Raw genomic sequence first — 22,642 nt, forward strand, 5'->3', positions numbered from 1 at the left:
CCAACCCGAGGCCCTTCGTGTGGACCAAGACCGCCGAACAGATCCTCGGCAAGCTCGGCCGACTTATTCAACGAACTTCAAATTCGGGACACTAGCTTGCCTTCTTCTTCGCGGTCTTCTTGGCGGCGGCCTTCTTCGCAGGCTTCTTCGCGGCCGGCTTCTCGTCCGCCTCGCCGGCGTCGTCGTCGGACTCCTCGCCGCGTGCGGACTTGGCCGCCTGGACCGAGCGCTGCAGCGCCGCGAGCAGGTCGACGACCTCGCCGGAGGACTTCACCGCAGTCTCGGTCTTCTTGACCTCACCGCCCTCGACCTTGGCCTTCACTAGGGCCTCGACGGCGCCGGCGTAGTCGTCCTCGAACTCATCGGGGTCGAAGTCGCCCGACAGCGTGTCGACGAGCATGTGCGCCATCTTGACCTCGGCGTCCTTGACCTCGCCGGCCTCGATCTTGAAGTCGGGGACGCGGACCTCGTCAGGCCACATCATGGTCTGCAGCACGATCACGTCGCCGCTGGCGAACGAGCGCACCCGGAGTACGGCGACCGTGGTCCGCTGCCGCAGCGCGACGGTGACCACGGCCATCCGGTCGGCGTCGGTCAGCGCCTGCCGGAGCAGCGCGTACGGCTTGGCGCCGGACTTCTCCGGCTCGAGGTAGTAGCTCTTCTCGAACAGCATCGGGTCGATCTGGTCGCTCGGTACGAACTTCTCCACCGCGATCTCACGGCTCGACGTCGACGGCAGCTCGGCCATGTCGTCGTCGGAGAGGATGACCATTTCGCCGTCCTCGGTCTCATAGCCCTTGGCTATGTCGGCGTACGCCACCTCCTCGCCGTCTATCGAGCAGACCCGCTGGTACTTGATCCGACCGCCGTCTTTGGCGTGTACCTGCCGGAACGACACATCGTGACTCTCGGTGGCGGAGTAGAGCTTGACCGGCACACTGACCAGCCCGAACGACACCGCACCTTTCCAGATCGCGCGCATACCAGACAGACTCTCAGGTCTCAGGAACTCATTCCAGCAACTCGGGTTCCCGGGGACCCCAGGCACGTCTGGGCCAGCCCGGTCTGGCTATTGAGACCACTCATGGGCAAGCGAAGGATGACGGTGCCCAAAGCGGACACATCACCGAGACCCGGGAATGTCCCCCTGGTATCCGGCCGGTGCGCTTCCGCGCCTGCCAAATACTTGGGGAGACGGCATCATGCACCTTCGTTCCAGGAGTCTCGCTGCCACCGCCGCATTACTCCTTCCACTCGCATTCCTCGCCACCACGAGCGGTAATGGCCTCGCCGCCTCCAGCTCTGCGCCCGACCCGGGCGATCTCACCGCGACGTCCCTCACGCCGAGCGGCCGCGTCGACGGCTTCAAGTCCGCCTCGGCCGCGCTCGCCAAGTCCAGCCCGGGCCTGCTGAAGCGCACCGACTCGACGCTGGTCCCGGTGATGATCAAGCTCGACCACGACGCGCTCGCCAGCTACCGCGGCGGGATCGAGGGGCTCGCCGCAACCAGTCCGGCCAAGACCGGCAAGGACCTCAACCTGAAGTCCCAGGCGGCGCGCGACTACACGGCGTACATGAAGAGCACCGAGCAGGCGGTTACCAGCGAGCTCGCGAAGGTGGCCCCGAAAGCCGACGTCAGCGGCAGCCAGCGGGTGGTGTACGGCGGGCTGTCGGCGCTGGTGCCGGCCAACAAGGTGAAGGACATCGTCAAGATCGACGGCGTCGTGGCGGTCCAGAAGGACCAGCTGAACAAGCTGCAGACCGACGCCAGCGCGGCCTTCCTCAACACCCAGCCGGTGTACAACGCCCTCGGCGGGCGGGCCACTGCGGGCAAGGGCGTGATCTACGGCAACCTCGACAGCGGCATCTGGCCCGAGCACCCGTCGTACGCCGACAACGGCACCCTGTCCGCCCCGCCCGCCCCGGCCCGTGAGTGCAACTACGGCGACAACCCGCTGACCCCGGCAGTCGACGTGTTCGTCTGCCAGAACAAGCTGATCGGCGGCGCGCACTTCACCGACACCTACGACGCGGCGATCGGCGACGACACGTACGCCGGTACCGCCCGTGACAGCAACGGCCACGGCACCCACACCTCCTCGACGTCCGCGGGTGGCGTGGTCAACAGCGCGCCGGTCTTCGGCGTCAACCGCGGCCCGATCGCCGGCATGGCGCCGGGTGCCTGGGTGATGGAGTACAAGGTGTGCGGACCCCAGGGCTGCTTCTCGTCCGACTCCGCCGCAGCCGTCGCCCAGGCGATCCTGGACGGCGTCGAGGTCATCAACTTCTCGATCTCCGGTGGCACCGACCCGCTGACTGACCCGGTCGAGCTGGCCTTCCTCGACGCGTACGCCGCGGGCGTCTTCGTCGCCGCCTCGGCCGGCAACGCGGGCCCGGGCGCCGGGACGGCCAACCACCTCTCTCCGTGGGTGACCACGGTCGCCGCCTCCACCCAGAAGCGTGAGTTTGCGAACACGCTGTCGCTGACCGCCGGCAACGGTGACACCTTCACCGCCGACGGCTCGTCGATCACCGCGGGTGCCGGGCCGCTCCCGGTCGTGCTGAGCTCGGCCCCGCCGTACAGCAACAACATCTGCAGCGCCCCGGCCGCGCCCGGCACCTTCACGGGCATGATCGTGGCCTGCCAGCGCGGTGGTGGACCGGGCCGAGTGCAGAAGGGCTTCAACGTCCTCCAGGGCGGTGCCGCGGGCATGGTCCTCTACAACCCGACGCTGGCCGACGTGGAGACCGACAACCACTGGCTGCCGACCACCCACCTCGCCGACGGCACGGACTTCGTCGCCTTCATGAACAGCCACACCGGCGTCACCGGCTCGTTCACCGCCGGCGTGAAGCGCAACGGGCGCGGCGACGTGATGGCGGCGTTCTCCTCGCGCGGACCGGCCGGGAAGTTCATCAAGCCCGACGTCACCGCGCCCGGTGTCCAGATCCTTGCCGGCCACACGCCGACCCCGGAGGACGTGGCAGGCGGCCCGCCTGGAGAGCTATTCCAGGCGATCGCGGGCACCTCGATGTCCTCGCCACACGTGGCGGGCGCGGCGATCCTGCTCAACGCCGCCCACCCGACGTGGACGCCGGGCCAGATCAAGTCCGCGCTGATGACCAACTCGATCGTCGGCGTACTCAAGGAGGACCTGGTGACCCCGGCTGACCCGTTCGACATGGGTGCGGGCCGGATCAACCTCGAACGCGCCAACCTCGCGCCGCTGACCTTCGACGAGAGCGCTGCGGACTACGCCGCATTGACGGGCGATCCGGTGCACGCGGTCGACCTCAACCTGCCGTCGATCAACGCGCCGGTGCTCCCCGGTCAGCTGACCACGACCCGGAACGTCAAGAACGTCACCGGCCAGCAGCTGACCTTCAACGTCGTGGCGAGCGCCCCGGCGGGCTCGAAGATCACGGTCTTCCCGAAGACGTTCAAGCTGAAGAGCGGAGCGAGCCGGAACCTGACCATCACGATCGAAACCGACGCGCCGATCGGCGTACAGCAGTTCGGCCAGATCAAGATCACGGCCACGAACCCCGCGTTCAGGCAGATGCACCTGCCGGTCGCGTGGATCCACACCCAGGGCACGGTCGCGCTCAGCCAGTCGTGCATCCCGCCGACGATTCCGAAGGGCGACCAGACCACGTGTGACGTCGTGGCGACCAACAACTCCTTCGACAGCCAGGCCATCGAAATCACGTCCAAGGTGTCGAACCACCTCACGATCGAGGACGTGACCGGCGCCCAGCAGCCCGACCTGCGGACGGCACACCTGCCACTCCGGACCCTGGCCGGTGCCAAGCTGGGCGTGCCGAGCGTGGACCCGGGTGCGTTGTTCGGGTACATCCCGCTGTCGTCATTCGGAGTCACGCCGATCCCCATCGGGGACGAGGAGATCATCAACTTCAACTCGCCGGCGTTCTCCTACAACGGCAAGTCGTACACCCGGTTCGGCATCGACTCCAACGGCTACGTACTGGCCGGCGGTGGCACCTCGCAGGACAACAACTGCTGCGACCTGCCGGCGGGTGCCAACCCGGCGCCGCCGAACAACATGCTGGCGCCGTTCTGGACCGACCTCGACGGCACCGGTGCGCCGGGTGTCTTCGTGGCCACCCTGACCGACGGGGTGAACACCTGGATCGTCGTGGAGTACCAGGTCAACGTGTTCGGTACGACGAGCAACCGGACGTTCCAGACCTGGATCGGCGTCAACGGGACGCAGGACATCACCTTCGCCTACAACCCGGCCAACCTGCCGGCCGACCCGAACGGCCAGCCGTTCCTGGTCGGCGCGGAGAACGAGGCGGGCCAGGGCGACATGGTGGCAGTGCTGCCGACCGGCGACCAGCGGGTGACATCGACCGATCCGGCGCCCGGTGGCACCGCGACGTACTCGATGTTGATCAATGGGGTCAGCGTTGGCACCGGTACCGTCACGACCACCATGACCGCGACCGGTGTACCCGGGAAGACCATCGTCCGGACGCCGGTCGCCATCACACCCTAGGAACGGGAGGGGTCCCACCCCTTCGGGTGGGTTGAGGGCGGCGACCAGCCAGGTCGCCGCCCTCGGCTCGTTCTTAGAGCTTGTGGGCGCCGGGGCGGCCGTCTTCGACGACGAAGGAGGCGTGGGTGTACTTCGGTGCGTCGCGGCGGCTGACGGTGGTGACCATCTGCAGGTCGGTGCGCAGCTCGTCGCGGTCCAGGCGGCAGCGGACGTAGCCGCGGCGGTCGCCGTCGAAGAACTTGATGTGCGGGTTGAACTTGATCATCGGGCCGTAGTACGGACCGTAGACCTCGCCGTCGCCGTTGCTGCTCAGCGAGGTGCCGACGAACTCGGTGGCCAGCAGCTTCGAGTCCGGGCGGTCGAAGTCGGCGTGGATGTCGTTGACGAACGTCGAGTGCCAGTCGCCGGTGAGCACGACCGGGTTGCGGGTGCCGGCCTGCTGCCAGGCGCGGGTCAGCCGGTTGCGGGCGGCCGGGAAGCCGTCCCAGGCGTCGTGCCAGAGCAGGTCGCCGGCGGTCCCGTCGTGATCGAGCCGGCCGACCATCACGTTGCTGGCCAGCACGTCCCACCGTGCCTCCGAGCTCTTGAGGCCGTCGTACAGCCAGCGTTCCTGGTCCTTGCCGAGCATCGTGACCGCGGGGTCGTACGCCGCGTCGCAGGCGTCGGCCTCGCCCCAGCCGCAGGGCGGGATCGAGCGGTATTGCCGGCCGTCGACCAGGTCGAACTGCGCCAGCCCACCCCACTTCACCCGGCGGTAGATCCGCGGCTCGGCGAGGTTGGCCGGACGCCGTACCGGCTGGTGCTCGTACCAGGCCTGGTACGCCGCGGTGCGGAGCGCGGTGATGTCGCCTTCGTACTGCGACTGGGTGTTGGCGTAGTCGTTCTGGACCTCGTGGTCGTCCCAGGTCACCAGCCACGGGAAGCGGGCGTGCGCGGTCTGCAGGTCCGGGTCGGACTTGTACAGCGCGTACTGCATCCGCCACCGCTCGACGTCGCGCGGCGCGGTCTGCAGCACCGCAGGCACCGGCGTCTTGCGGTAGCCGCCATCGGCCGGGATCCCGCCCTCGTAGACGTAGTCGCCGAGGTGCAGGACCAGGTCGAGGTCCTCCTCGGCGAGGTGGGCGAGGGCCGAGTAGTAGCCGCTGGCCCAGTCCTGGCAGGACGCGAACGCAAAGCTCATCGCCGCGTGCCGGCCGGTGCGGCGCGGGGTGGTGCGGGTGCGGCCGACCGGCGAGACATCGTGGCGGTAGCGGAACCGGTAGAACCACTCGCGGTCCGGCGCCAGGCCTTCCACCTCGACGTGTACCGAGTGCGCGAGCTCCGGCAGGGCCCAGCTGCGGCCCTCCATCACCACATGCCGGAACCGGGCGTCGCGGGCGATCTGCCACTGCACCGCGACCTTGCGCCGCGGCATCCCGCCGCCGGCCTCGAACGGCTTCGGCACCAGCCGCGTCCACAGCACCATCCCGTCCGGGGTGGGGTCGCCGCTGGCCACGCCGAGCGTGAAGGGGTAGTCGCCCCCGGCAGGCCGCGGCGCGGCCTCGGACCGGCCGACCGGTAGCTGGGCAAGGGCGGCCAGGCCGGCGACACCGCCGGCGACGCCGAGCATGCTGCGGCGGCCCATCGCCGCCTGGCTGGGGTGGGAGGCAGGGGAGATCATGGCGAGCAGGCTAGGGCCGTCAGTTGTCGGTGGCGTTGACCGCTGGGGAAATCCCGGGGCCGTCCGTTAGCCGGCAGGCGGCGTCAGCACCGCCCGCAGCCGGCGCCAGCGGCCGATCTCGCAGCCGTCGGTGAGCTTGTACGACGCGTGGACGGCGCGGCCGCGCCAGGTGCCGGTGATCGTGGCGGTCTCGGGGCCGCCGTACTGCTGGGTGCACATCATGTCCGCCGGTACCGGTGCGAACGGGTCCACGCCGGAGTCCAGGATCTCGTCGAGGGTCGCCGCAGCCGCGGCGGCGTCGGGATGGCTGCCGCCGGGCGGATCGCAGGTCAGCGTCCAGCTGACGACCGGCAGGCCCGGCCCGTCGCTGACCGAGATGGTGAGCAGGCTGGCGGCTGCGGTCTGTTCGGTCACCACCACAGCATCGCTCATCAATCGCTCATCAGGTCGAGATGCCGTTGGAGCACGGCGCACGCGAGGTCGTGGTCGAGCGGCACGTGCGGGTCGCAGAGCCTGCGGCGGAGTCCGTCGACCACGGCCTGGAGGTGGGCCAGCTCGATCTCGTCGAGCTCAGCAGACGTCTCCCAGCGGAACCAGGCCAGTGCGAGCTCGCAGAGCTCGGCGAGCCGGTGTTCGGCACCTTCGGCTGCGGCCGCCAGGGTCGGATCGGTGCGGGCGGCGGCGATCAGGTCTCCGGTGACCACCGCACTGCGGTAGCTGTTCTCATCCAAGGGAAGCAGGCCCTTGAGCAATGAGTGCGCCATCGAGCGTCCTCGCCTCGGGTCTCCCGGCGCGGGTATCCACCCCTGTGGTCCGAACGACCGGGTCGCACGGGTCAGCACATAGCGGAGCAGCCGGCCGCGGTCGTCGAAGTGGTGACGCAGCGAGCTGGTACTCAGGCCGGCCGTCCGGGCGACTCCTCGCGTGGTCGCCGCGCCCACGCCGCCCTGCGCGATCAGCTGGCAGATCGCGTCGTAGAGCAGGTCGGCGCGGAGGCCGGTGTCGAAGTTTCGGGGCATGGCGTTGTGTGTACCCGAACCGACGCGACCGGCGCAGGCGCTATCCACAGGCACGGCGCTCGCGTGACCCGGCCTGAGGGAGGGCGAATCTCTTTTGGTGATCCAGGTGTGTCATCTCGCCGGTTCGTAGTGACACCTGGATCACCAAACCGAAAAGGGCCTCCCCGCGAGCGGTGCCGCCGCGGGTGGTGGCCGGGGTGGGCATGATTGCCTCATGCGTCCGATGCTTGCGACCCGTGGCGATCACGTCCCGACGACGGGGGAGTGGCTGCACGAGGTCAAGTGGGACGGCGTCCGCGCGCTCGCTGACTGCCGCAAGGACCGGATGTGGCTGACCAGCCGCAACGAGAACGACGTGACCGGCGGCTACCCGGAGCTGCACGGGCTGGCCGGCCGCGACCTGCTGCTGGACGGCGAGATCGTGGCGTTCGCCGACGGCCGGCCGAGCTTCGCCGCGCTGGCCGAGCGGATGCACGTCCGCGACACCCGACGGCTGAGCGTGCTGATGGAGCGGGTGCCGGTGACCTACCTGATCTTCGACGTGCTCCGCATCGACGGCCGGGCGCTCGACCGGGAGCGCCTGGACACCCGGCGCGAGCTGCTGGCGTCGCTGGACCTCGCCGACGTGTCCTGGCAGGTGCCCACGGTGTACGACGACGGCGCGATGCTGCTGCGGGCGACCGATGAGCAGGGGCTGGAGGGGATCGTGAGCAAGCGCCGCAGCTCGCGTTACGACTTCGGTGCCCGCAGCCCGCACTGGCTGAAGTTCCCGCACCGCCGGCGCACCTCGTGGGTCGTGGGTGGCTGGCGGCTGGAGACCGACTCGACCAGCCGGCTCGGCGCCGTACTCGTCGGCGAGCCGACACCCGACGGCCTGATTTTCCGGGGGCGGGTCGGCAGCGGCATCGCCGGCAAGGTCGGGCCGCTCCTCAAACAGCTGCTGGAGCCGCTCGCTAGGCCGACCAGTCCGTTCGCCAACGAGGTGCCGAAGGTCGACGCGCTCGGCACCCGGTGGGTCGAGCCGGTGATCGTGATCGACGTGGAGTCGCTCGGCCTCGGCGGACAGGGGCGGTTGCGGCAGCCGGCGTACCGCGGCGTCCGCGACGACCTCACCCCCACCGACCTGCTTGAAGCCGGCCTCCTAGGAGAAGACCAATGACCAAGTCATCAGGGGGCAGAACCGAGGTACGCGTCGACGTCGAGGGCCGCACGCTGACCCTGGTGAACCTGGAGAAGGTCCTCTACCCGCAGACCGGGACCACCAAGGGGGAGGTGCTCAACTACTACGCCCAGGTCGCGCCGGTGTTGCTGCCCCACCTCGCGCACCGCGCGGTGACCCGGATCCGGTGGCCGCACGGCGTGCAGGACATGAGCTTCTTCGAGAAGAACGCGCCGGCCGGTACGCCATCGTGGGTGCACACCGTCGAGGTGTCGACGACCGGCAGCCGGACCGCGTCGGGCGAGTCCGGCACCCTCACCTTCCCGATCGTCGACGACCTGGCAACCCTCACCTGGCTGGTCAACCTGGCCGCGCTGGAGCTGCACGTGCACCAGTGGACCGTGGGCCGCAACGGCCGCCCGAAGCGCCCCAACCGACTGGTCATCGACCTCGACCCGGGCGAGCCGGCGGGGCTGCACGAGTGCTGCCAGGTCGCGCTCCTGGTCCGCGACAAGCTCGCCGAGCGGAAGCTCGACGCCAAGCCGGTGAGCAGCGGCAGCAAGGGCGTGCACCTGTACGCCGAGCTGCCCGGCAAGCTGGACTCCGAGGGCACCAGCACGCTTGCCAAGGAGGTTGCCGAGGAGCTGCAGGGCGAGCACCCGAAGCTGGTGACCGCCACGATGACCAAGTCCCAGCGCCGCGGCAAGGTGTTCCTCGATTGGTCCCAGAACGCCGGCTCCAAGACCACGATCTCGCCGTACTCGCTGCGCGGGAAGGAGAAGCCCTGGGTGGCCACGCCACACACCTGGGACGAGATCGAGGAGGGCGCCGACGACGAGTTCGGGCTGGAGCAGACTCGGATGGAGGAGGTTCTGGAGCGGGTTCAGGAGTACGGCGACCTGTTCGCGTGATTGCCGTGCGGTGATCCTGGGCAGGAGGGGCCGCATGAAGCTTCCAGTAGCAGTCGTCGCCGCCCTGACCGCGGCCCTGCTCGCCGTCCCCGCGACCGCGAGCGCCGCCGCCCCCACCTGCTTCGGCAAACGAGCCACGATCGTCGGAACCAAGGGCGCCGACCGGCTGGTCGGGACCGACGCCGCCGATGTCATCGTCGGGCGCGGCGGTAAGGACGTGATCAAGGCCGGCCGTGGCAACGACCTGATCTGCGGCGACTCAGGGGCCGACCGGCTGTACGGCGGCGGAGGGCACGACCGGATCGACGGCGGCTTCGGCACCTACGTCGCCGACCAGGGCCCGCCGACCCACGGCCCGGACGTGCTCCACGACGTCATCTGGCCGGGCTCCGGCAACGACGTGATCCGGCCGGGCTACGACAACCGCGTGGTCAACGCCCGCCGCGACCGGATCGTGTACAGCGACGCACCTAAGGCGGTCACCGTCGACGTCGCCCGGCACCAGGTGACCGGGCACGGCCGGGACCGGATCGTGCCCCGCCCGGGCGGCAAGGCCGCGGTCGTGGCGTACGTCGGATCTCGGTTCGCCGACCGGATGATCGGCGGAGCCGGCCGGGACGACTTCGACGGCGGCCGCGGGGGCGACACCCTGCGCGGGAACGGCGGCGCGGACACGCTGGCCGACGGACCGTCGTACTACTGGTCGACCGATCAGGACCGCGACACGCTCGACGGTGGCGCCGGACACGACACGGTGTACGCCGGCGGTGGGCGCGACTCGCTGGTGGGTGGGGACGGGTCCGACGCGCTCTACGACTTCGGCCGGTCGGCGGACCGGATCAGCGCCGGACCGGGCTCGGACCGGGTCGAGGACTACTGGGTGCTGAGCGCCGGGTCGGCCGTGTCCGGTGGCTCGGGCCGCGACGACGTCACGCTCCGTCCGCGGCTGCGCTCCGGCGACACCGCCCGGCTCACCGTCGACCTCCGGTCCGGGAGCTCACGGCTCGTGGGCCGCACCACCGTCACCGCCCGGCTGAGCGGCGTCGAGGACCTCACTGTCCGGGACATGTCGCTCCGCTTCCACGGCACCGGCGCCGACGACATCGTCAGCAACTTCGGGTTCGGCATCCGGCTGGTGGCCAACGGGTACGCCGGCGACGACGTCTTCTTCGCCGACGGTGGCAACGACGTGGTGGACGGCGCCGGCGGTGAGGACTCCGCGCACGTGGGCGGTGGCCAGGACCGCTGTGTCGCGATCGAGAACGCCTTCGACTGCGAGTCCAACGGCTAGCCAAAGTGCCCCTGGTTGGGCGCCCGTTCCGGGCTGAGAATGGTGCTGCGGCCGTCCGGTGACGCCGTTGTCCCTATGGTCCTGCGAGGCCGTCGGCTAGCCGGGTGCGGGAACCGCGTGGTGGGCCCTTCAATGCTGCCGATCCGGTCGCCGGTGACGGTGGTCGGTGTGAGCGCGAGGACTAGATTCGCTTGTTGCCCTGGCGGTTCCCCCGGGCGGTCGCACCCAGGAGTGACCGAACCGATGGAAGGGAGCAGGTGATGGTCTTCGCTGAATCACAAGACGATGAGCAGATCATCGAACGGGTAGCGGCGTTGGACATCGGCAAGGCCGAGATCGTGTGTTGTGTCCGCCTCCCAGCGCCCGATGGCGGCAAGCGTCGGGTGCAGGAGGTGACCACGCACACCACGATGGTCGGTGCGCTGAGCGACCTGGCGGAGCGGCTGGTCGACCTGCGGGTCGAGCGGGTGGTGATGGAGGCCACCAGCGACTACTGGCGGCCACCGTTCTACCTGTTCCAGGCCCACGGCCTGGACCCGTGGCTGGTCAACGCCAAGGACGTCAAGCACCTACCCGGGCGCCCGAAGACCGACGTGCTCGATGCGGTGTGGCTGTGCAAGGTCGCCGAACGCCAGATGCTCCGCGCCAGTTTCGTGCCCCCGCCACCAATCCGCCGGCTGCGGGACCTGACCCGGTACCGGGTCGACCTGGTCGGGGTCCGCGGCGCGGAGAAGAACCGGGTCGAAAAGCTCCTCGAGGACGCCTGCATCAAGCTCTCTGTGGTTGCCTCCGACATCCACGGAGTATCGGGCCGGGACATGATGGCCGCGATGATCGCCGGGGAACGCGACCCCAAGAAGCTCGCCGACCTGGCCCGAACCCGGATGCGACCCAAGATCGGGCTCTTCGAGGAAGCGTTCGCCGGGCTCAAGGTCGGCACCTTCGACGAGCATCACCGGTTCCTGCTGGCCCGGATGCTAGCCCGGATCGACGCCGTCGACGCCGATATCACCGCACTCGACGCCCAGATCGAGGACCATCTGGCCCCTTTCGGTGACGCGGTCGCCCGGCTGGACCAGATCCCCGGGATCGGACCGACCGCAGCCGCGATCATCATCGCCGAGATCGGCACCGACATGACCCGGTTCCCCACCCCCGGGCACCTGGCCTCGTGGGCGAAGTTCGCGCCCGGGATCAAGTCCAGCGCCGGCAAGAACAAGGGCAACGGCTCGACCGGGAAAGGGAACCGCTACCTGGCCCGCGTCCTCGGCGAGGCCGCCGTAGCGGCCGGTCGGACCGATACCTTCCTCGGCGCCCGCTACCGACGCATCGTCCGACGACGCGGGAAGAAGAAGGCCATCGTCGCCGTCGGACGATCCATCCTGGTGATCATCTGGCACCTGCAGTCCGACACCGACGCACGGTTCCACGACCTCGGACCCGACCACTACGACCGCCACGTCTCCACCACCGCCAAACGCCGCAGCCACGTCCGAGGCCTCCAAGCCCTCGGCTACCACGTCACCCTCCAACCCGCCGCCTAACCCAGCAACGACCTTCCCGGCTCCGCTGCGCTCCGCCGGAAGCTGCCGCCTGCCTGGTCACCGCCATTCTCGGACTAGAACTTTCGGCGCGAACGCTGCATCTAACCCAGTGACACGTCCGTCACTCTCTTGGGGGAAGCAGCATGCTGAGACTCGCCGTACTCGCCACCACCGCAACCGTAGCCGGACTCCTCGTCCTCCCACCCGCGACCGCCCAGGCCGCGCCTACCTGCTTCGGCAAGAAGGCCACCATCGTCGGCACCAAGGGTGCCGATCGCCTGGTCGGCACCAGACGTGCGGACGTCATCGTCGGTCTCGGCGGCGAGGACGTGATCAAGGGCGGCCGCGGCAACGACGTGATCTGCGGCGGCGCCGGCTCCGACGCGATCTTCGGCGGGGTCGGGCACGACAAGATCAACGGCGGGTTCGGCACGTACCACCTCGACCGCGGTGGGGAATACGTCGTCGGCGACGTCATCTACCCGGGTACCGGCGACGACCTGGTCAATGCGATGCACGACAACCGCGCGGTCAACGATCCGCGGGACCGGGTGAGCTACGCCGACTCGCCACGCGGAGTGACGGTGAACGCCACGGCCAAGACCGTGACCGCGCCCTACCTCGGCACCGACCGGCTCACCGAGACCAACGTCGCGTTCGTCGGCTCGCCGTACCGTGACACCATGCGAGGCAGCCCGCGGGCCGACCACTTCTGGGGCGCCGGCGGTCCCGACAAGCTCATCGGCGCTGGCGGCAATGACGTCCTCTACGACGACGTGGTGGGTCTGGGGCGGACGGCGGACCAGGACTGGCTGCTCGGTGGCGCCGGCCACGACACCCTCACCGCAGGTCCGGGCTCGGATCACCTCGAAGCAGGCGACGGCAACGACGTCGTCTACGACGGAGGAAGGACGGACGACGAGGTCTTGCTCGGCGCGGGGGACGACTCGCTCCAGGAGTACTGGACCTCCCGGAGCGGCGCCGTGGTCGATGGTGGACCGGGCCGCGACGAGGTCTATCCGAGCCTGGCGTTCCGGAGGGACGGGAAGGAGTACCTGCCGGCGAGCACCGTCGATCTCCGCTCGGGCGTCGCGACGATCCACGCCACGACGCCGGTTACTGTCGAGATCGCGGGCATCGAGGTGCTCCGCTGGGTGGGCGACCTGACCTTCCACGGCACTGCCGCTGACGAGACCGTCAGCCAGTACGGCAGCGGGCGGCTGGTGGCCTACGGGTACGACGGCGACGACCGGCTGGAGGGATCCGAGCGGAACGATCGTCTGGACGGCGGGCTGGGCACCGACTATGCCTTCCCGAGCGGCGGCCGGGACCGTTGCGTGTCGATCGAGGAGTTCGAGGGCCGCTGTGAGGTGATCGAGTGATGCGCGACTTCAAGCGATGCACAGGCTGGACCGGGGCCGCGTTGCTGCTCGCGATGCTGACAGCGCCCGCAGCGGGAGGCGCGGCAGCTGCCGTACCCACCTGCTTCGGCAAGAAGGCCACGATCGTCGGCACCGAGAAGACCGACCGGCTCTTCGGCACCGACGGCCCGGACGTGATCGTCGGCCGGGGTGGGGACGACGTGATCAAGGGCCGTGGCGGCGACGACCTGATCTGCGGCAACTACGGCGCAGACCGGTTGTCCGGCGGTCCGGGCCGGGACAGCCTCAACGGCGGGAAGGGAAAGCTCGTCGACATCAGCCCGGGCGACGGTGAGGAGGCGTGGGGCGTCGAGCACGACGTGTTCCTGCCCGGACCCGGCAACGACTACCTGGTTCTGGGTGTCGACAGACGGGCGACAACCCTCGACCTACCCGACCACGTGAGCTACGCGAACTCGCTCAAGTCCGTGCGCGTCGACATCCCCAACCGCCGGATCACGGGGGAGGGCATCGACCTGCTGGCCGGAGCGAGGGTTGCCGTCACCGGGTCAAGCCAGGGAGACGTCATGCTGGGTGGGCCGGGCGCGGACCACTTCCGTGGGCATGGCGGGCCGGACATCCTCCTGGGCCGCGGTGGCAACGACAGTCTCTTCGACCACACCAGCCCGGACGCCGTCGCCAACGGTGACCGACGGGAACGCGACCGTCTCGAGGGTGGCGACGGTGACCGGATCGAGTCGCGGGGCGGCATCGACGTACTGATCGGGGGGCCGGGGCGCGACGAGCTCCGGTCCTTCGGGGACTCGCCGGACATCGTGCTGGGCGGACCAGGAGGCGACTTCATCCAGGACAACTGGGTCCGGGGGCGGGGCGCGACTGTCGACGGCGGCTCGGGCCACGACACCCTGTGGCCGGACCTGAGGTTCTGGCAGGACGGCAAGCGGGTCTACCCGCCGACGACCATCGACCTGCGATCGGGCGTGACGACCATCGACGGTGCTGCGACCACGACGATGCAGGTCGTGGGCGTGGAGTCGCTGGAGTGGTGGGATGGTGGGGCGCTGACGTTCCACGGCACCGACGCCGACGAGTTCATCGGCCCGACCGACATTGAACTGCGAGGGCGCCTGCGGGCCTACGGGTACGGCGGCGACGACGAGTTCGGCGGCTCGGCCCGCGACGACTTCATCGACGGCGGCGCCGGCACCGACTCGGCCCACACTCACGGCGGGGTGGACCGCTGCATTTCGGTCGAGCAGACGTTCGATCGGGATTCGTGCGAGGTCAACGGCTGACCCCTGTCAGGTTTTTGTCAGTCGGTGTGGCTAGCGTGCGATGCACAGCCAGCCGACCCGTCCTCACGGAGGAACGATGCAGAGACTCGCCGTACTTGCCACGCTCGCCGTCTTGTCAGCTACCGCCGCGCTCATCGCGCCGCTCCCGGTCGCGGCTGGGCCCGCGCCAGCCGCGACCTGCTTCGGAAAGAAGGCCACGATCGTCGGCACCCCTGGTGACGACCGGATCTTCGGCACCAACGGTCCGGACGTGATCGTCGGTCTCGGCGGCGACGATGTGATCAAGGGCCTGCGCGGCAACGATCTGATCTGCGGGAAGGCGGGCGCGGACCGGATCTTCGGCGGGCCCGGCAATGACAAGTTCGACGGCGGCCTGGGCAGCATCGTCACCGACGGGTCGCCCTGGACCATCAACAATGACGTCTTCCTGCCTGGGCCCGGCGACGATCTGATCGTCCCGGGGTACGACAAGCGCGCCGGGAGTAACGAGAACGAGTACGACCTGATCGTCTACGCCTCCGCCGCCCGCGGGGTGCGTGTCGACCTGTCCCGTGGGCGGGTCGCTGGCGAGGGCACCGACCGGCTCACCAGCACGAGGAAGGTCGCCGTGGTGGGATCCCGGTTCGCCGATCGGATGATCGGAGGTGCCGGGAACGACGCCCTCTACGGGTACGCCGGTGCCGACGTACTCGAGGGCGGTGGCGGCAACGACAAGCTGTCCGACCACCAGAATCCCTGGACGTTCTCGCGCGGGGAGGGTGCCGATGCCGACCGCCTGCTCGGCGGCGCCGGGGCCGACATCATTGAGGCGAACAAGGGTGTGGACACGATCTCCGGAGGCAGTGGCCCCGACGAGATCTACGACAGCGGTGCGTCCGCGGACCGGATCTTCGCCGGGCCTGGTGATGACCTCATCTGGGAGTACTGGACCAGCCAGTCCGGAGCCGAGGTCCAAGGCGGCGACGGCAAGGACTTCCTCCAACCCCATCTGCGCGTCGCCGCCCCGACGACGATCGACCTACGGTCCGGCGTGACCACGATCGAGGGGAGCTCGACCACGACGCTGCGCGTGTCCGGAGTCGAGGACATCTCCTGGTCGGACGCGCGGTTCACCTTCCACGGCACCAGCGCGCCCGAACGGATCTGGATGGACCACTCGTCGAGCGGCCCGCTGGCGGCGTACGGGTACGGCGGCAACGACCTCTTCCATGGCTCTCGCTTCGACGATCACCTTGACGGCGGCGCTGGGACCGACACCGCTTGGGGAGGCGACGGCGAGGACCGGTGTGTCTCGATCGAGGACGAGGACGACTGCGAGATCAGCGACTGACGTCGTCCTGCGGTGTCGCCCATTCGGGAACCTCCCGGGTGGGCGACAGCTCCTCCGGCTTGTTGGGCCGGAACAGCCAGAGCGCGTAGCCGATGACCAGCCACCCGGCCACGGCGTCGAGAACCCAGTGGTTGCCGGTGCCGATGATCACGAACACCGACACGAAGGCGTAGGTCCAGGCGAGCCGTCGCCAGAACACGTGTACGCCGGCCCAGGTGACCGCGACCGCCACCCACAGCGCCCAGCCGGCATGGAGTGACGGCATCGCGGCGAGCTGGTTGGTGAGCCCGCCGAGGCCCTTCGGCGCGGAGGCGTCGCCGCCCCACCAGCCGGAGGCGGCATGCAGCTTGAGGACGTCGGTGTAGCCGACCAGCCGGGGCGGAGCCATCGGGATCAGCAGGTAGAGGCCGAGTGCCAGCACGGTCGCGACGACCAGCGCTCGCCGGGCCGGGCTGTAGACATCGGGGTGGCGCAGGTAGAGCCAGACCAGGACGATCAGCGTGACTAGGTAGTGGGCGGTGGCGTAGAAGTAGCTGCCGGCCAGGCCGAGCCAGTTGATGTCGACGAACCAGCCGGTGATCGTCCGCTCCACATCGAGGTGCCAGCCCCGCTCGAGTTTGAGCAGCCAGGCGGCGCGCTCCTTGGCGGCGCCGACGTTCTCGCTCGCAAGCGTGCGGCTGGCGCTGTAAGCGACGTACAGAATCCCGAGGATCCCGAACTCCATGACCCCACGTCGCACCCCCGTGCGCCTGGCGTCGACGACTGTTGCAGAAGCCATGAAGTTCATCTTGACAAATATGACCAACTGAAGCACCCGGATAACCCCCGAGTCGCCCCCGAAAGTTTCCCCGAGGGCCACCCCGTGGTGGTGGCCCTCGGCGAAGATCCGCGCCCCGTTTGGGCTACTTGCGGTAGGTCGTCGCGCCGGCCGCGCTCACGCCACCCGACCGGGGTGCGCCCGAGCCGTTGCTCGACCGTGCGGCGCGGGTGTCCTGCTCGAGCTGGTTCAGCCAGCCGTCCCAGCGCTGCCGCATCGGGAAGATCAGCCCGCCACCGACACCGACGACGAGGATGCCGCCGATCGTGGCGAGTACGGCGATCAGCACCGGCAGCGTGACCGAGAGCCCGACGCCGACCTGGTTCAGCGCCGCGATCACACCGAGCGCCACGATGAATCCGCCGACGATCTTGGTCAGCAACCCGCCGTACGACAGGCCACCCAGGGTCGCGCCGAGGATGTCCTTCACCGCGTTGGCGACCGCTGCGGCCACCACCACGATCACGATCGCGACCAGGGCCTTCGGCAGCCAGGCGACGATGTCGTTGACGATCTTGCTCACCGGGTTCGTCGGACCGAAGGCGCTCAGCGCGAGCTGCAGCCCGATCAGCAGGACGAAGTAGTAGACCAGCTTGGTGATCAGCGAGATCGGCTTGATCTGTGCGTTTCTGAGTACGTCGTCGGCACCGGCCTTGTCGAGCAGCTTGGTGAACCCGACCCGCTCCAGGATCATGCCCACCGCCTTGGCGACGAACTTCGCGACGATCCAGGCGACGAACAGGACGACGAGGAAGACCAGCAGCTTCGGTACGAAGCTGGCTACGGAGGTCCAGGCGTCGTCGAGCCCGCCCTCCCAGTCGATAGCCATCGGTTGGCTCATGAGAACTCCTCCCGAGAAGGGAATCGGACATTCAGGGCAGTGCCCCGATGTCACAGATGCATTCGCATCTGCCGGGAGTTAACGCTCAATCAAGGGTTGAGGTCATGCCTCAGACGTCACAGATGTCCCATATGTCTCATCGTAGTCCTGCATCGACGCCTCGATCACCCGGAACGCGTGCTCCCGGCCGTAGCGGCGCTGGATGGTCACAGGAGGGACCTCGCCGCCGGTGATCTTGTAGGTCTCGAAGTAGTGCACGAGGCGGTTGACCAGCGCTGTCGGGAGCTCGACCAGGTCCTGGACGTCGCCCCAGATCGGGTCCTTGGCCAGCACCGCGATCACCTTGTCGTCGGCCTCGCCGTGGTCGACCATCTGCAGCCCGCCGACCACGCGCGCGGTCAGCAGGATGTCGGCACGGTCGATCGGGCGCTCGGAGATCACGCAGACGTCGAGCGGGTCGCCGTCACCACTGGTCGCGCCCGGGCACAGGTCGCGGACCCGGTCGCCGGCGTAGGTCTGGGGGATGAAGCCGTACAGCGTCGGCGGCGAGGACGACGTCATCTGCGGCCGGTCCACCTTGAGGTACCCGGTCGGCTTGTCGACCTCGTACTTCACCACGTCGAACGGGGTGATCTCGATGTACGCCGTGACCATGACCGGCGGTTCCGGGCCGGGCTCGACGCCGTGCCAGGGATGAGGTCGCCACTGGGTGAAGTCCGTCACGGTCGATCAGTCTAGAGACTGACGACACTAGGGTCGGCCGTATGCGAAGAGTGGAGTTCGAAGGCTCCTTCAACTTCCGCGATCTCGGCGGCTGGCGGACCGGCGACGGGCGGGAGGTGCGCTGGGGCCGGCTGTTCCGCGCCGACTCTGTCCACCTGCTGACCGATGCCGACGTCGAGCGCGCGGTCGGCGAGGTGGGCATCCGGACCATGGTCGACCTGCGCAGCACCGCCGAGATCGAGGCCGGGGGAGTCGGTGCGCTCGCGCAGCGCGTCGCAGACCGGCAGCACCTCCCGGTCACCTCGCGCGGACCCGTGCCGATCGACGCGCCCCGGGCGGTGGCCAACCCCGACCGCTCCCCGACCCGGATGTTCGAGCAGTACGCCGCGATGCTGGAGGTCTCGGGTGCCGTGATCGCCAGGGCAGTGGAGCGGCTGGCCGGCGCCGACGCGCTCCCCGGCGTCTTCTTCTGCGCGGCCGGCAAGGACCGCACCGGCGTCCTGGCCGCCGTCGTACTCGGCGCGCTCGGTGTCCGCGACGACGACATCATCGAGGACTACGTCCTCACCGGCGCGTCCATGGAGCAGCTGATCGGCCGGTTCGCCAGCATCGCCGCCGCGCCCGACCTCTACCGCAGCTACCCGCCCAGCCACTTCGCGCCGTACGCCGAGACCATGGACCGCCTGCTAGCCCACGTTCGCGAGAGGTACGGCTCGTTCGCGGCGTACCTCCGCGCGAACGGCGTCTCCGCCGCCACCCTGGACCGCCTGGCCGCCCAGCTCGTCGGGTAACGAAAACGGCCGATCTCCGTGCACGCCCGTCGGAACCTCGCCAGACTGACAAGTCGGGCAGTCAACTGACGCGCGGAGGCACGCCATGGTCAACGTCACCGACCCACCGACCAAAGGGCTCAGCCCAACGACCGATGTCTCCTTCCACTACTGGCTCCGCGTCTACTGGCTGCTGCTCGGCATCGCGGTGGTCGCCGTGGCGTCGCTGCTGCCGGACTATCTAGGCGACACCGGCCCGACCGCGGTCTGGGTGATTCTGCTTCTGGTCAGCGCCGCGCTCACCGTCGTCGCGCTCGTGTCGACCACCCGCATGCAGAAGCAGCTGCACGTCCGCCCTCCCCGACTGCGCTGGCCCGCGCTGGTGCTCACTGCCCTGGTCGCAGCGCACTTCGGCGACGCGGCGAGCATGAAGGGCGAGACGAAGTCGATCCTCGAGATCGAGCTGGCCGGCAGCAGCAAGGCCTGGGACGCGTGTGATTGCGACGACGCGTTCACCTCCGCGGTCCATCAGGACTTCTGGTTCATCCCGGCCTACGTCCTGCTGCTGGCCCTGATCGCGTTCTGGGCCGGCGCCTACTTCCGCCTCCCGGCGATGCGGCGGGCACGCAAGTACGTCGTGATCGCGGTTGTCGTCGCCGGTGCGCTGGACGTCGTCGAGAACATCCTCATGCTGAACGCCGGCGGGAGTGACCGGCCGTGGCTGTTCGCCGCGGTCTGCGCGTGGGCGAAGTTCGCACTCCTGCTCGTCGCGATCGGCTACGCACTCGCCGGTGCCTTCGCGTGGTGGTCCACCCCGCGCTGGGTGCGGCTCGCCTCCTGGGCGCTGCCGGCCTATGCGAAGAAGTCCGTCAACGAGACCTCGGAGACCGAGGAGTCCAAGGTGGCCGACGAGGCCACGCCCGGCGCGCCCGAAGGCACCCAGATCGTCCGCGAGGCGATCCCGAGGAACGACCCGGCGCACGGGATCGCGCTCTCCGGTGGCGGCATCCGCGCATCCTCGATCAGCCTCGGCGCGCTCCAGGTCTTGGATGGCGACGGCACCCTCGGGTGGACCACGGCGCACCAGGTCACCGCCGTCTCCGGCGGATCGAACATGGCCGCGGGCTGGAGCATCTCCCGGTCGGGCTACACCCATGACGACGGCGGGAACGCGGAACGGGTGCCGCTCGGCTCGCTGGACACCCAGCCCTGGCAGATGCAGGACAGCGGCTGGCTGACCATCGAGGAGCGGCACCTGGTCGACAACCTGGGCTACCTCGCGTCGAACCAGCCCCGCGGGTCCGCCACCGACCCGGCCGCGCCCAACGCGACGCGGCAGGCCGGCCGCGAAGGCGACCAGCCCGTCGCCACCGCGCCGTACCGTCCAGCTGCGTATGCCACGGTCATCGCGGGCCTCACCGTCAACACGATCGTCCTGCTCAGCATGCTGTGGGCGATCACCCGGCCGGTCGGCTGGGCCCTGCGTGGCTTGGCCGACCAGAACGGCGACCTCGAGAAGGGCGCGCTCCACGACCTGGTCACGGAGCACTCGATGGCCGTGCCCGGCCTGTCCTTCCTGGCCATCGGATTCCTGTTCCTGATGGCATGGGTCGGGGCCGGCCAGTTCTTGATCGGTCCGGCCAAGCGGCATGCGTGGGCGCGGACCCTGATGCGGGGACTCAAGGGCGCGGCGTACGGCGCGCTCGGGCTGGGCGCGGTGCTTGCCCTGACGCTGTGGGGCTTCGTCGAGCTCGTCGGCGCGGTGGCCTATCTGTCGCTGCCCGCACAGTTCGCCGCCGCCGCCGGAGCGGCCGGCGTGATCGGGTCGGTGGTCAGGATCCTCAGGAAGCCCGCCGCTCGGTTCGCGCCCATGCTCGGCGGACTCGCCTTCCTGGTGGTCGCGCTCTGCCTCGCGGCTCTCGCGACCTGGAGTGCGGCCCAGCACGGGGTTAGCTGGGCGGGCGAGGACCTGACCGACTGGAGATCGGGCTGGAACTGGGTCGCGGCGCTTGCGCTGCTGGCCTTCCTGCAGCTCGCCGTCAGCCCCGAGCGGTGGTCGCTCGCGCCCTTCTACCGCGGGAAGCTGCGGCTGGCCTACGCGACGTACCGGACCGCGAGCGATGACGGCCGGCAGAGCGTTCGCGCCTACGAGAACGACAACCTCGCCGGAGACGAGAAGAGCCTCCGGGAACCGGGCCTGTCCGCCTTCAACGGTGTCGGCACGGAGGCGCGCACGCCGCTGGTCGTCTGCACGACCGGCACGGTCTCCTCGCGCGCCGTGCGGACGCACTACGGCACGCCGGCGCTGAGTGTGACCTTCGACCCCGACCGGGTCACGCTGCATCTGCCGCAGGACGGCCGAGGCAACACGCTCGAGTACGCCGCGTCCACCAAGGTCGTCGACCGACTCGGCAACAAGCTGGGCAAGCGGGTGACCACGATGCTCGCTGTGGCGATCTCCAGCGCCGCGGTCTCGCCGGCGATGGGCAGGATCCGGATCGGGCCGACCAGCATGCTGCTGACGTTCTTCAACATCCGGCTCGGTGTCTGGGTCGCCAACCCGCGCTTCGTCACCCAGCTCGAGGCGGCCGGCCTGCAGGACGAGCCCGAGCTGCGGTATCCGCGCACCGGGCTCGGCTACCTGTTCAAGGAGTTCTTCGGGATCCACGACCTCGACGACCCCTACCTGTATCTCACCGACGGCGGGCACTGGGAGAACACCGGGCTGGTCGAGCTGCTCCGGGTCCCCGAGGTCACCGAGATCGTCTGCGTAGACGCCGACTCGGGCCCGGGCGACGCCACCAGCTCGCTCGGCAAGGCCATCGCGATCGCGCCGAGCGAGTGCGACATCCGGATCGACATGAGCCTCGACCCGCTCCGCGCTGCCCCGAGCGGGTCGCGAGTTCCGGCGTACTCGCCACGAACCGTCAACATCGGCTTCTTCTCGAAGGGCGCCGGTGTGTTCACCGGCCAGACCCGGGTCGGCGTGCTCTGGTACGCCAAGCCCGGTCTGACCAAGGGCATGCCCGCAGCCTTGCTCGCCTTCCACGAGCGAAACCCGAGCTATCCCCGGATCAGCACCCTCGACCAGTTCTTCGACACCGCGACCTTCGTCGCCTACCGCAACCTCGGCCGGTACAACGCGCACGAGATCCTGCTGGCGCGGCGAAAGCTCACCGAGACCCTCGCCGTACTCCTCGCCATCAGTGACTCGCAGGCACTCGACGACAAACTCAGCGAGCTCGCGCCGTCGCACTGGGTGATCCAGGAGCTCGCCCGCGCCGCTCACGGCGCCGCTGGCCGCAACCCTCAGGTCAGGGCGGACAAGGTTGCCGCCTACTGCAGGGCGGTGAGCGCCGCACTCGTCGGCTGACAGCCCG

At 69.4% G+C, this 22,642-nt stretch carries 17 protein-coding genes; 10 read left to right on the forward strand and 7 right to left on the reverse strand.

What is annotated here, in order from left to right; translation table 11 throughout:
* Positions 1–91 precede the first annotated feature (91 nt).
* Positions 92–982 carry a non-homologous end joining protein Ku gene (ku, locus tag DDV73_RS16330; RefSeq protein ID WP_109508332.1) on the reverse strand — a complete coding sequence of 297 codons (891 nt, stop codon included), beginning with the start codon at positions 980–982 and terminating at the stop codon, positions 92–94.
* Positions 983–1,202: 220 nt separating this feature from the next.
* Here ku and DDV73_RS16335 point away from each other — a divergent pair, with 220 nt between their 5' ends.
* The gene (locus DDV73_RS16335) at positions 1,203–4,520 is read left to right on the forward strand and encodes a S8 family serine peptidase (protein WP_109508333.1); all 3,318 of its coding nucleotides are present in this window, start codon (positions 1,203–1,205) and stop codon (positions 4,518–4,520) included.
* 73 nt (positions 4,521–4,593) lie between these two features.
* Here DDV73_RS16335 and DDV73_RS16340 read toward each other — a convergent pair whose 3' ends face one another.
* From DDV73_RS16340 to DDV73_RS16350, 3 genes are all read right to left on the reverse strand, one after another.
* Complete coding sequence (locus DDV73_RS16340; protein WP_109508334.1) at positions 4,594–6,180, reverse strand: alkaline phosphatase D family protein; 1,587 nt, start codon at positions 6,178–6,180, stop codon at positions 4,594–4,596.
* A 66-nt stretch (positions 6,181–6,246) separates the two neighbouring features.
* Positions 6,247–6,612 carry an SSI family serine proteinase inhibitor gene (locus tag DDV73_RS16345; RefSeq protein ID WP_109508335.1) on the reverse strand — a complete coding sequence of 122 codons (366 nt, stop codon included), beginning with the start codon at positions 6,610–6,612 and terminating at the stop codon, positions 6,247–6,249.
* The gene (locus DDV73_RS16350) at positions 6,612–7,199 is read right to left on the reverse strand and encodes a TetR/AcrR family transcriptional regulator (protein ID WP_109508336.1); all 588 of its coding nucleotides are present in this window, start codon (positions 7,197–7,199) and stop codon (positions 6,612–6,614) included. Before DDV73_RS16350 ends, DDV73_RS16345 begins: the two co-directional genes overlap by 1 nt.
* A gap of 214 nt (positions 7,200–7,413) precedes the next feature.
* Between DDV73_RS16350 and DDV73_RS16355 the strand changes: the two genes are divergently transcribed.
* From DDV73_RS16355 to DDV73_RS16385, 7 genes are all read left to right on the forward strand, one after another.
* Positions 7,414–8,358 carry an ATP-dependent DNA ligase gene (locus tag DDV73_RS16355; protein ID WP_109508337.1) on the forward strand — a complete coding sequence of 315 codons (945 nt, stop codon included), beginning with the start codon at positions 7,414–7,416 and terminating at the stop codon, positions 8,356–8,358.
* Complete coding sequence (gene ligD, locus DDV73_RS16360; RefSeq protein WP_109508338.1) at positions 8,355–9,269, forward strand: non-homologous end-joining DNA ligase; 915 nt, start codon at positions 8,355–8,357, stop codon at positions 9,267–9,269. The genes DDV73_RS16355 and ligD overlap by 4 nt, the downstream gene beginning before the upstream one ends.
* Before the next feature lie 34 nt (positions 9,270–9,303).
* Positions 9,304–10,560 (forward strand): calcium-binding protein, encoded by a 1,257-nt coding sequence (locus tag DDV73_RS16365; protein ID WP_109508339.1) that lies wholly within the window; start codon positions 9,304–9,306, stop codon positions 10,558–10,560.
* A 260-nt stretch (positions 10,561–10,820) separates the two neighbouring features.
* Positions 10,821–12,104, forward strand: a complete 1,284-nt coding sequence (locus DDV73_RS16370) for an IS110 family RNA-guided transposase (protein WP_109508340.1) — start codon at positions 10,821–10,823, stop codon at positions 12,102–12,104.
* A 143-nt stretch (positions 12,105–12,247) separates the two neighbouring features.
* Positions 12,248–13,486 carry a calcium-binding protein gene (locus DDV73_RS16375; RefSeq protein ID WP_109508341.1) on the forward strand — a complete coding sequence of 413 codons (1,239 nt, stop codon included), beginning with the start codon at positions 12,248–12,250 and terminating at the stop codon, positions 13,484–13,486.
* Positions 13,486–14,781: an SDR family oxidoreductase gene (locus tag DDV73_RS16380; protein ID WP_109508342.1), complete on the forward strand. Its 1,296-nt coding sequence runs from the start codon at positions 13,486–13,488 to the stop codon at positions 14,779–14,781. The genes DDV73_RS16375 and DDV73_RS16380 overlap by 1 nt, the downstream gene beginning before the upstream one ends.
* Before the next feature lie 76 nt (positions 14,782–14,857).
* The gene (locus tag DDV73_RS16385; protein ID WP_161962426.1) at positions 14,858–16,111 is read left to right on the forward strand and encodes a calcium-binding protein; all 1,254 of its coding nucleotides are present in this window, start codon (positions 14,858–14,860) and stop codon (positions 16,109–16,111) included.
* On the opposite strand, the gene DDV73_RS16390 is transcribed toward DDV73_RS16385, so the two are convergent.
* From DDV73_RS16390 to DDV73_RS16400, 3 genes are all read right to left on the reverse strand, one after another.
* On the reverse strand, positions 16,101–16,889 hold the full coding sequence (locus DDV73_RS16390; protein ID WP_161962427.1) for a phosphatase PAP2 family protein: 789 nt from the start codon (positions 16,887–16,889) through the stop codon (positions 16,101–16,103). The genes DDV73_RS16385 and DDV73_RS16390 overlap by 11 nt on opposite strands.
* 124 nt (positions 16,890–17,013) lie before the next feature.
* Entirely contained in the window at positions 17,014–17,769 is a 756-nt protein-coding gene (locus DDV73_RS16395; RefSeq protein ID WP_206050921.1) for a mechanosensitive ion channel family protein, read from the reverse strand.
* Positions 17,770–17,871: 102 nt separating this feature from the next.
* Entirely contained in the window at positions 17,872–18,492 is a 621-nt protein-coding gene (locus DDV73_RS16400) for an inorganic pyrophosphatase (protein WP_109508346.1), read from the reverse strand.
* 41 nt (positions 18,493–18,533) lie between these two features.
* Here DDV73_RS16400 and DDV73_RS16405 point away from each other — a divergent pair, with 41 nt between their 5' ends.
* Entirely contained in the window at positions 18,534–19,283 is a 750-nt protein-coding gene (locus DDV73_RS16405) for a tyrosine-protein phosphatase (protein WP_109508347.1), read from the forward strand.
* An 85-nt stretch (positions 19,284–19,368) separates the two neighbouring features.
* Positions 19,369–22,635: a hypothetical protein gene (locus tag DDV73_RS16410; protein WP_109508348.1), complete on the forward strand. Its 3,267-nt coding sequence runs from the start codon at positions 19,369–19,371 to the stop codon at positions 22,633–22,635.
* Positions 22,636–22,642 lie beyond the last annotated feature (7 nt).

Origin of the sequence: Nocardioides speluncae, from assembly GCF_003121585.1 — a bacterium.
GTDB classification, from domain to species: domain Bacteria; phylum Actinomycetota; class Actinomycetes; order Propionibacteriales; family Nocardioidaceae; genus Nocardioides; species Nocardioides speluncae.

What these genes read in the sequence shown, in the direction of transcription:
- ku (WP_109508332.1), bottom strand. Translation starts at nt 982, where the DNA reads ATGCGCGCGATCTGGAAAGGTGCGGTGTCGTTCGGGCTGGTCAGTGTG.
- DDV73_RS16335 (WP_109508333.1), top strand. Translation starts at nt 1,203, where the DNA reads ATGCACCTTCGTTCCAGGAGTCTCGCTGCCACCGCCGCATTACTCCTT.
- DDV73_RS16340 (WP_109508334.1), bottom strand. Translation starts at nt 6,180, where the DNA reads ATGATCTCCCCTGCCTCCCACCCCAGCCAGGCGGCGATGGGCCGCCGC.
- DDV73_RS16345 (WP_109508335.1), bottom strand. Translation starts at nt 6,612, where the DNA reads ATGAGCGATGCTGTGGTGGTGACCGAACAGACCGCAGCCGCCAGCCTG.
- DDV73_RS16350 (WP_109508336.1), bottom strand. Translation starts at nt 7,199, where the DNA reads ATGCCCCGAAACTTCGACACCGGCCTCCGCGCCGACCTGCTCTACGAC.
- DDV73_RS16355 (WP_109508337.1), top strand. Translation starts at nt 7,414, where the DNA reads ATGCGTCCGATGCTTGCGACCCGTGGCGATCACGTCCCGACGACGGGG.
- ligD (WP_109508338.1), top strand. Translation starts at nt 8,355, where the DNA reads ATGACCAAGTCATCAGGGGGCAGAACCGAGGTACGCGTCGACGTCGAG.
- DDV73_RS16365 (WP_109508339.1), top strand. Translation starts at nt 9,304, where the DNA reads ATGAAGCTTCCAGTAGCAGTCGTCGCCGCCCTGACCGCGGCCCTGCTC.
- DDV73_RS16370 (WP_109508340.1), top strand. Translation starts at nt 10,821, where the DNA reads ATGGTCTTCGCTGAATCACAAGACGATGAGCAGATCATCGAACGGGTA.
- DDV73_RS16375 (WP_109508341.1), top strand. Translation starts at nt 12,248, where the DNA reads ATGCTGAGACTCGCCGTACTCGCCACCACCGCAACCGTAGCCGGACTC.
- DDV73_RS16380 (WP_109508342.1), top strand. Translation starts at nt 13,486, where the DNA reads ATGCGCGACTTCAAGCGATGCACAGGCTGGACCGGGGCCGCGTTGCTG.
- DDV73_RS16385 (WP_161962426.1), top strand. Translation starts at nt 14,858, where the DNA reads ATGCAGAGACTCGCCGTACTTGCCACGCTCGCCGTCTTGTCAGCTACC.
- DDV73_RS16390 (WP_161962427.1), bottom strand. Translation starts at nt 16,889, where the DNA reads ATGGCTTCTGCAACAGTCGTCGACGCCAGGCGCACGGGGGTGCGACGT.
- DDV73_RS16395 (WP_206050921.1), bottom strand. Translation starts at nt 17,769, where the DNA reads ATGAGCCAACCGATGGCTATCGACTGGGAGGGCGGGCTCGACGACGCC.
- DDV73_RS16405 (WP_109508347.1), top strand. Translation starts at nt 18,534, where the DNA reads ATGCGAAGAGTGGAGTTCGAAGGCTCCTTCAACTTCCGCGATCTCGGC.
- DDV73_RS16410 (WP_109508348.1), top strand. Translation starts at nt 19,369, where the DNA reads ATGGTCAACGTCACCGACCCACCGACCAAAGGGCTCAGCCCAACGACC.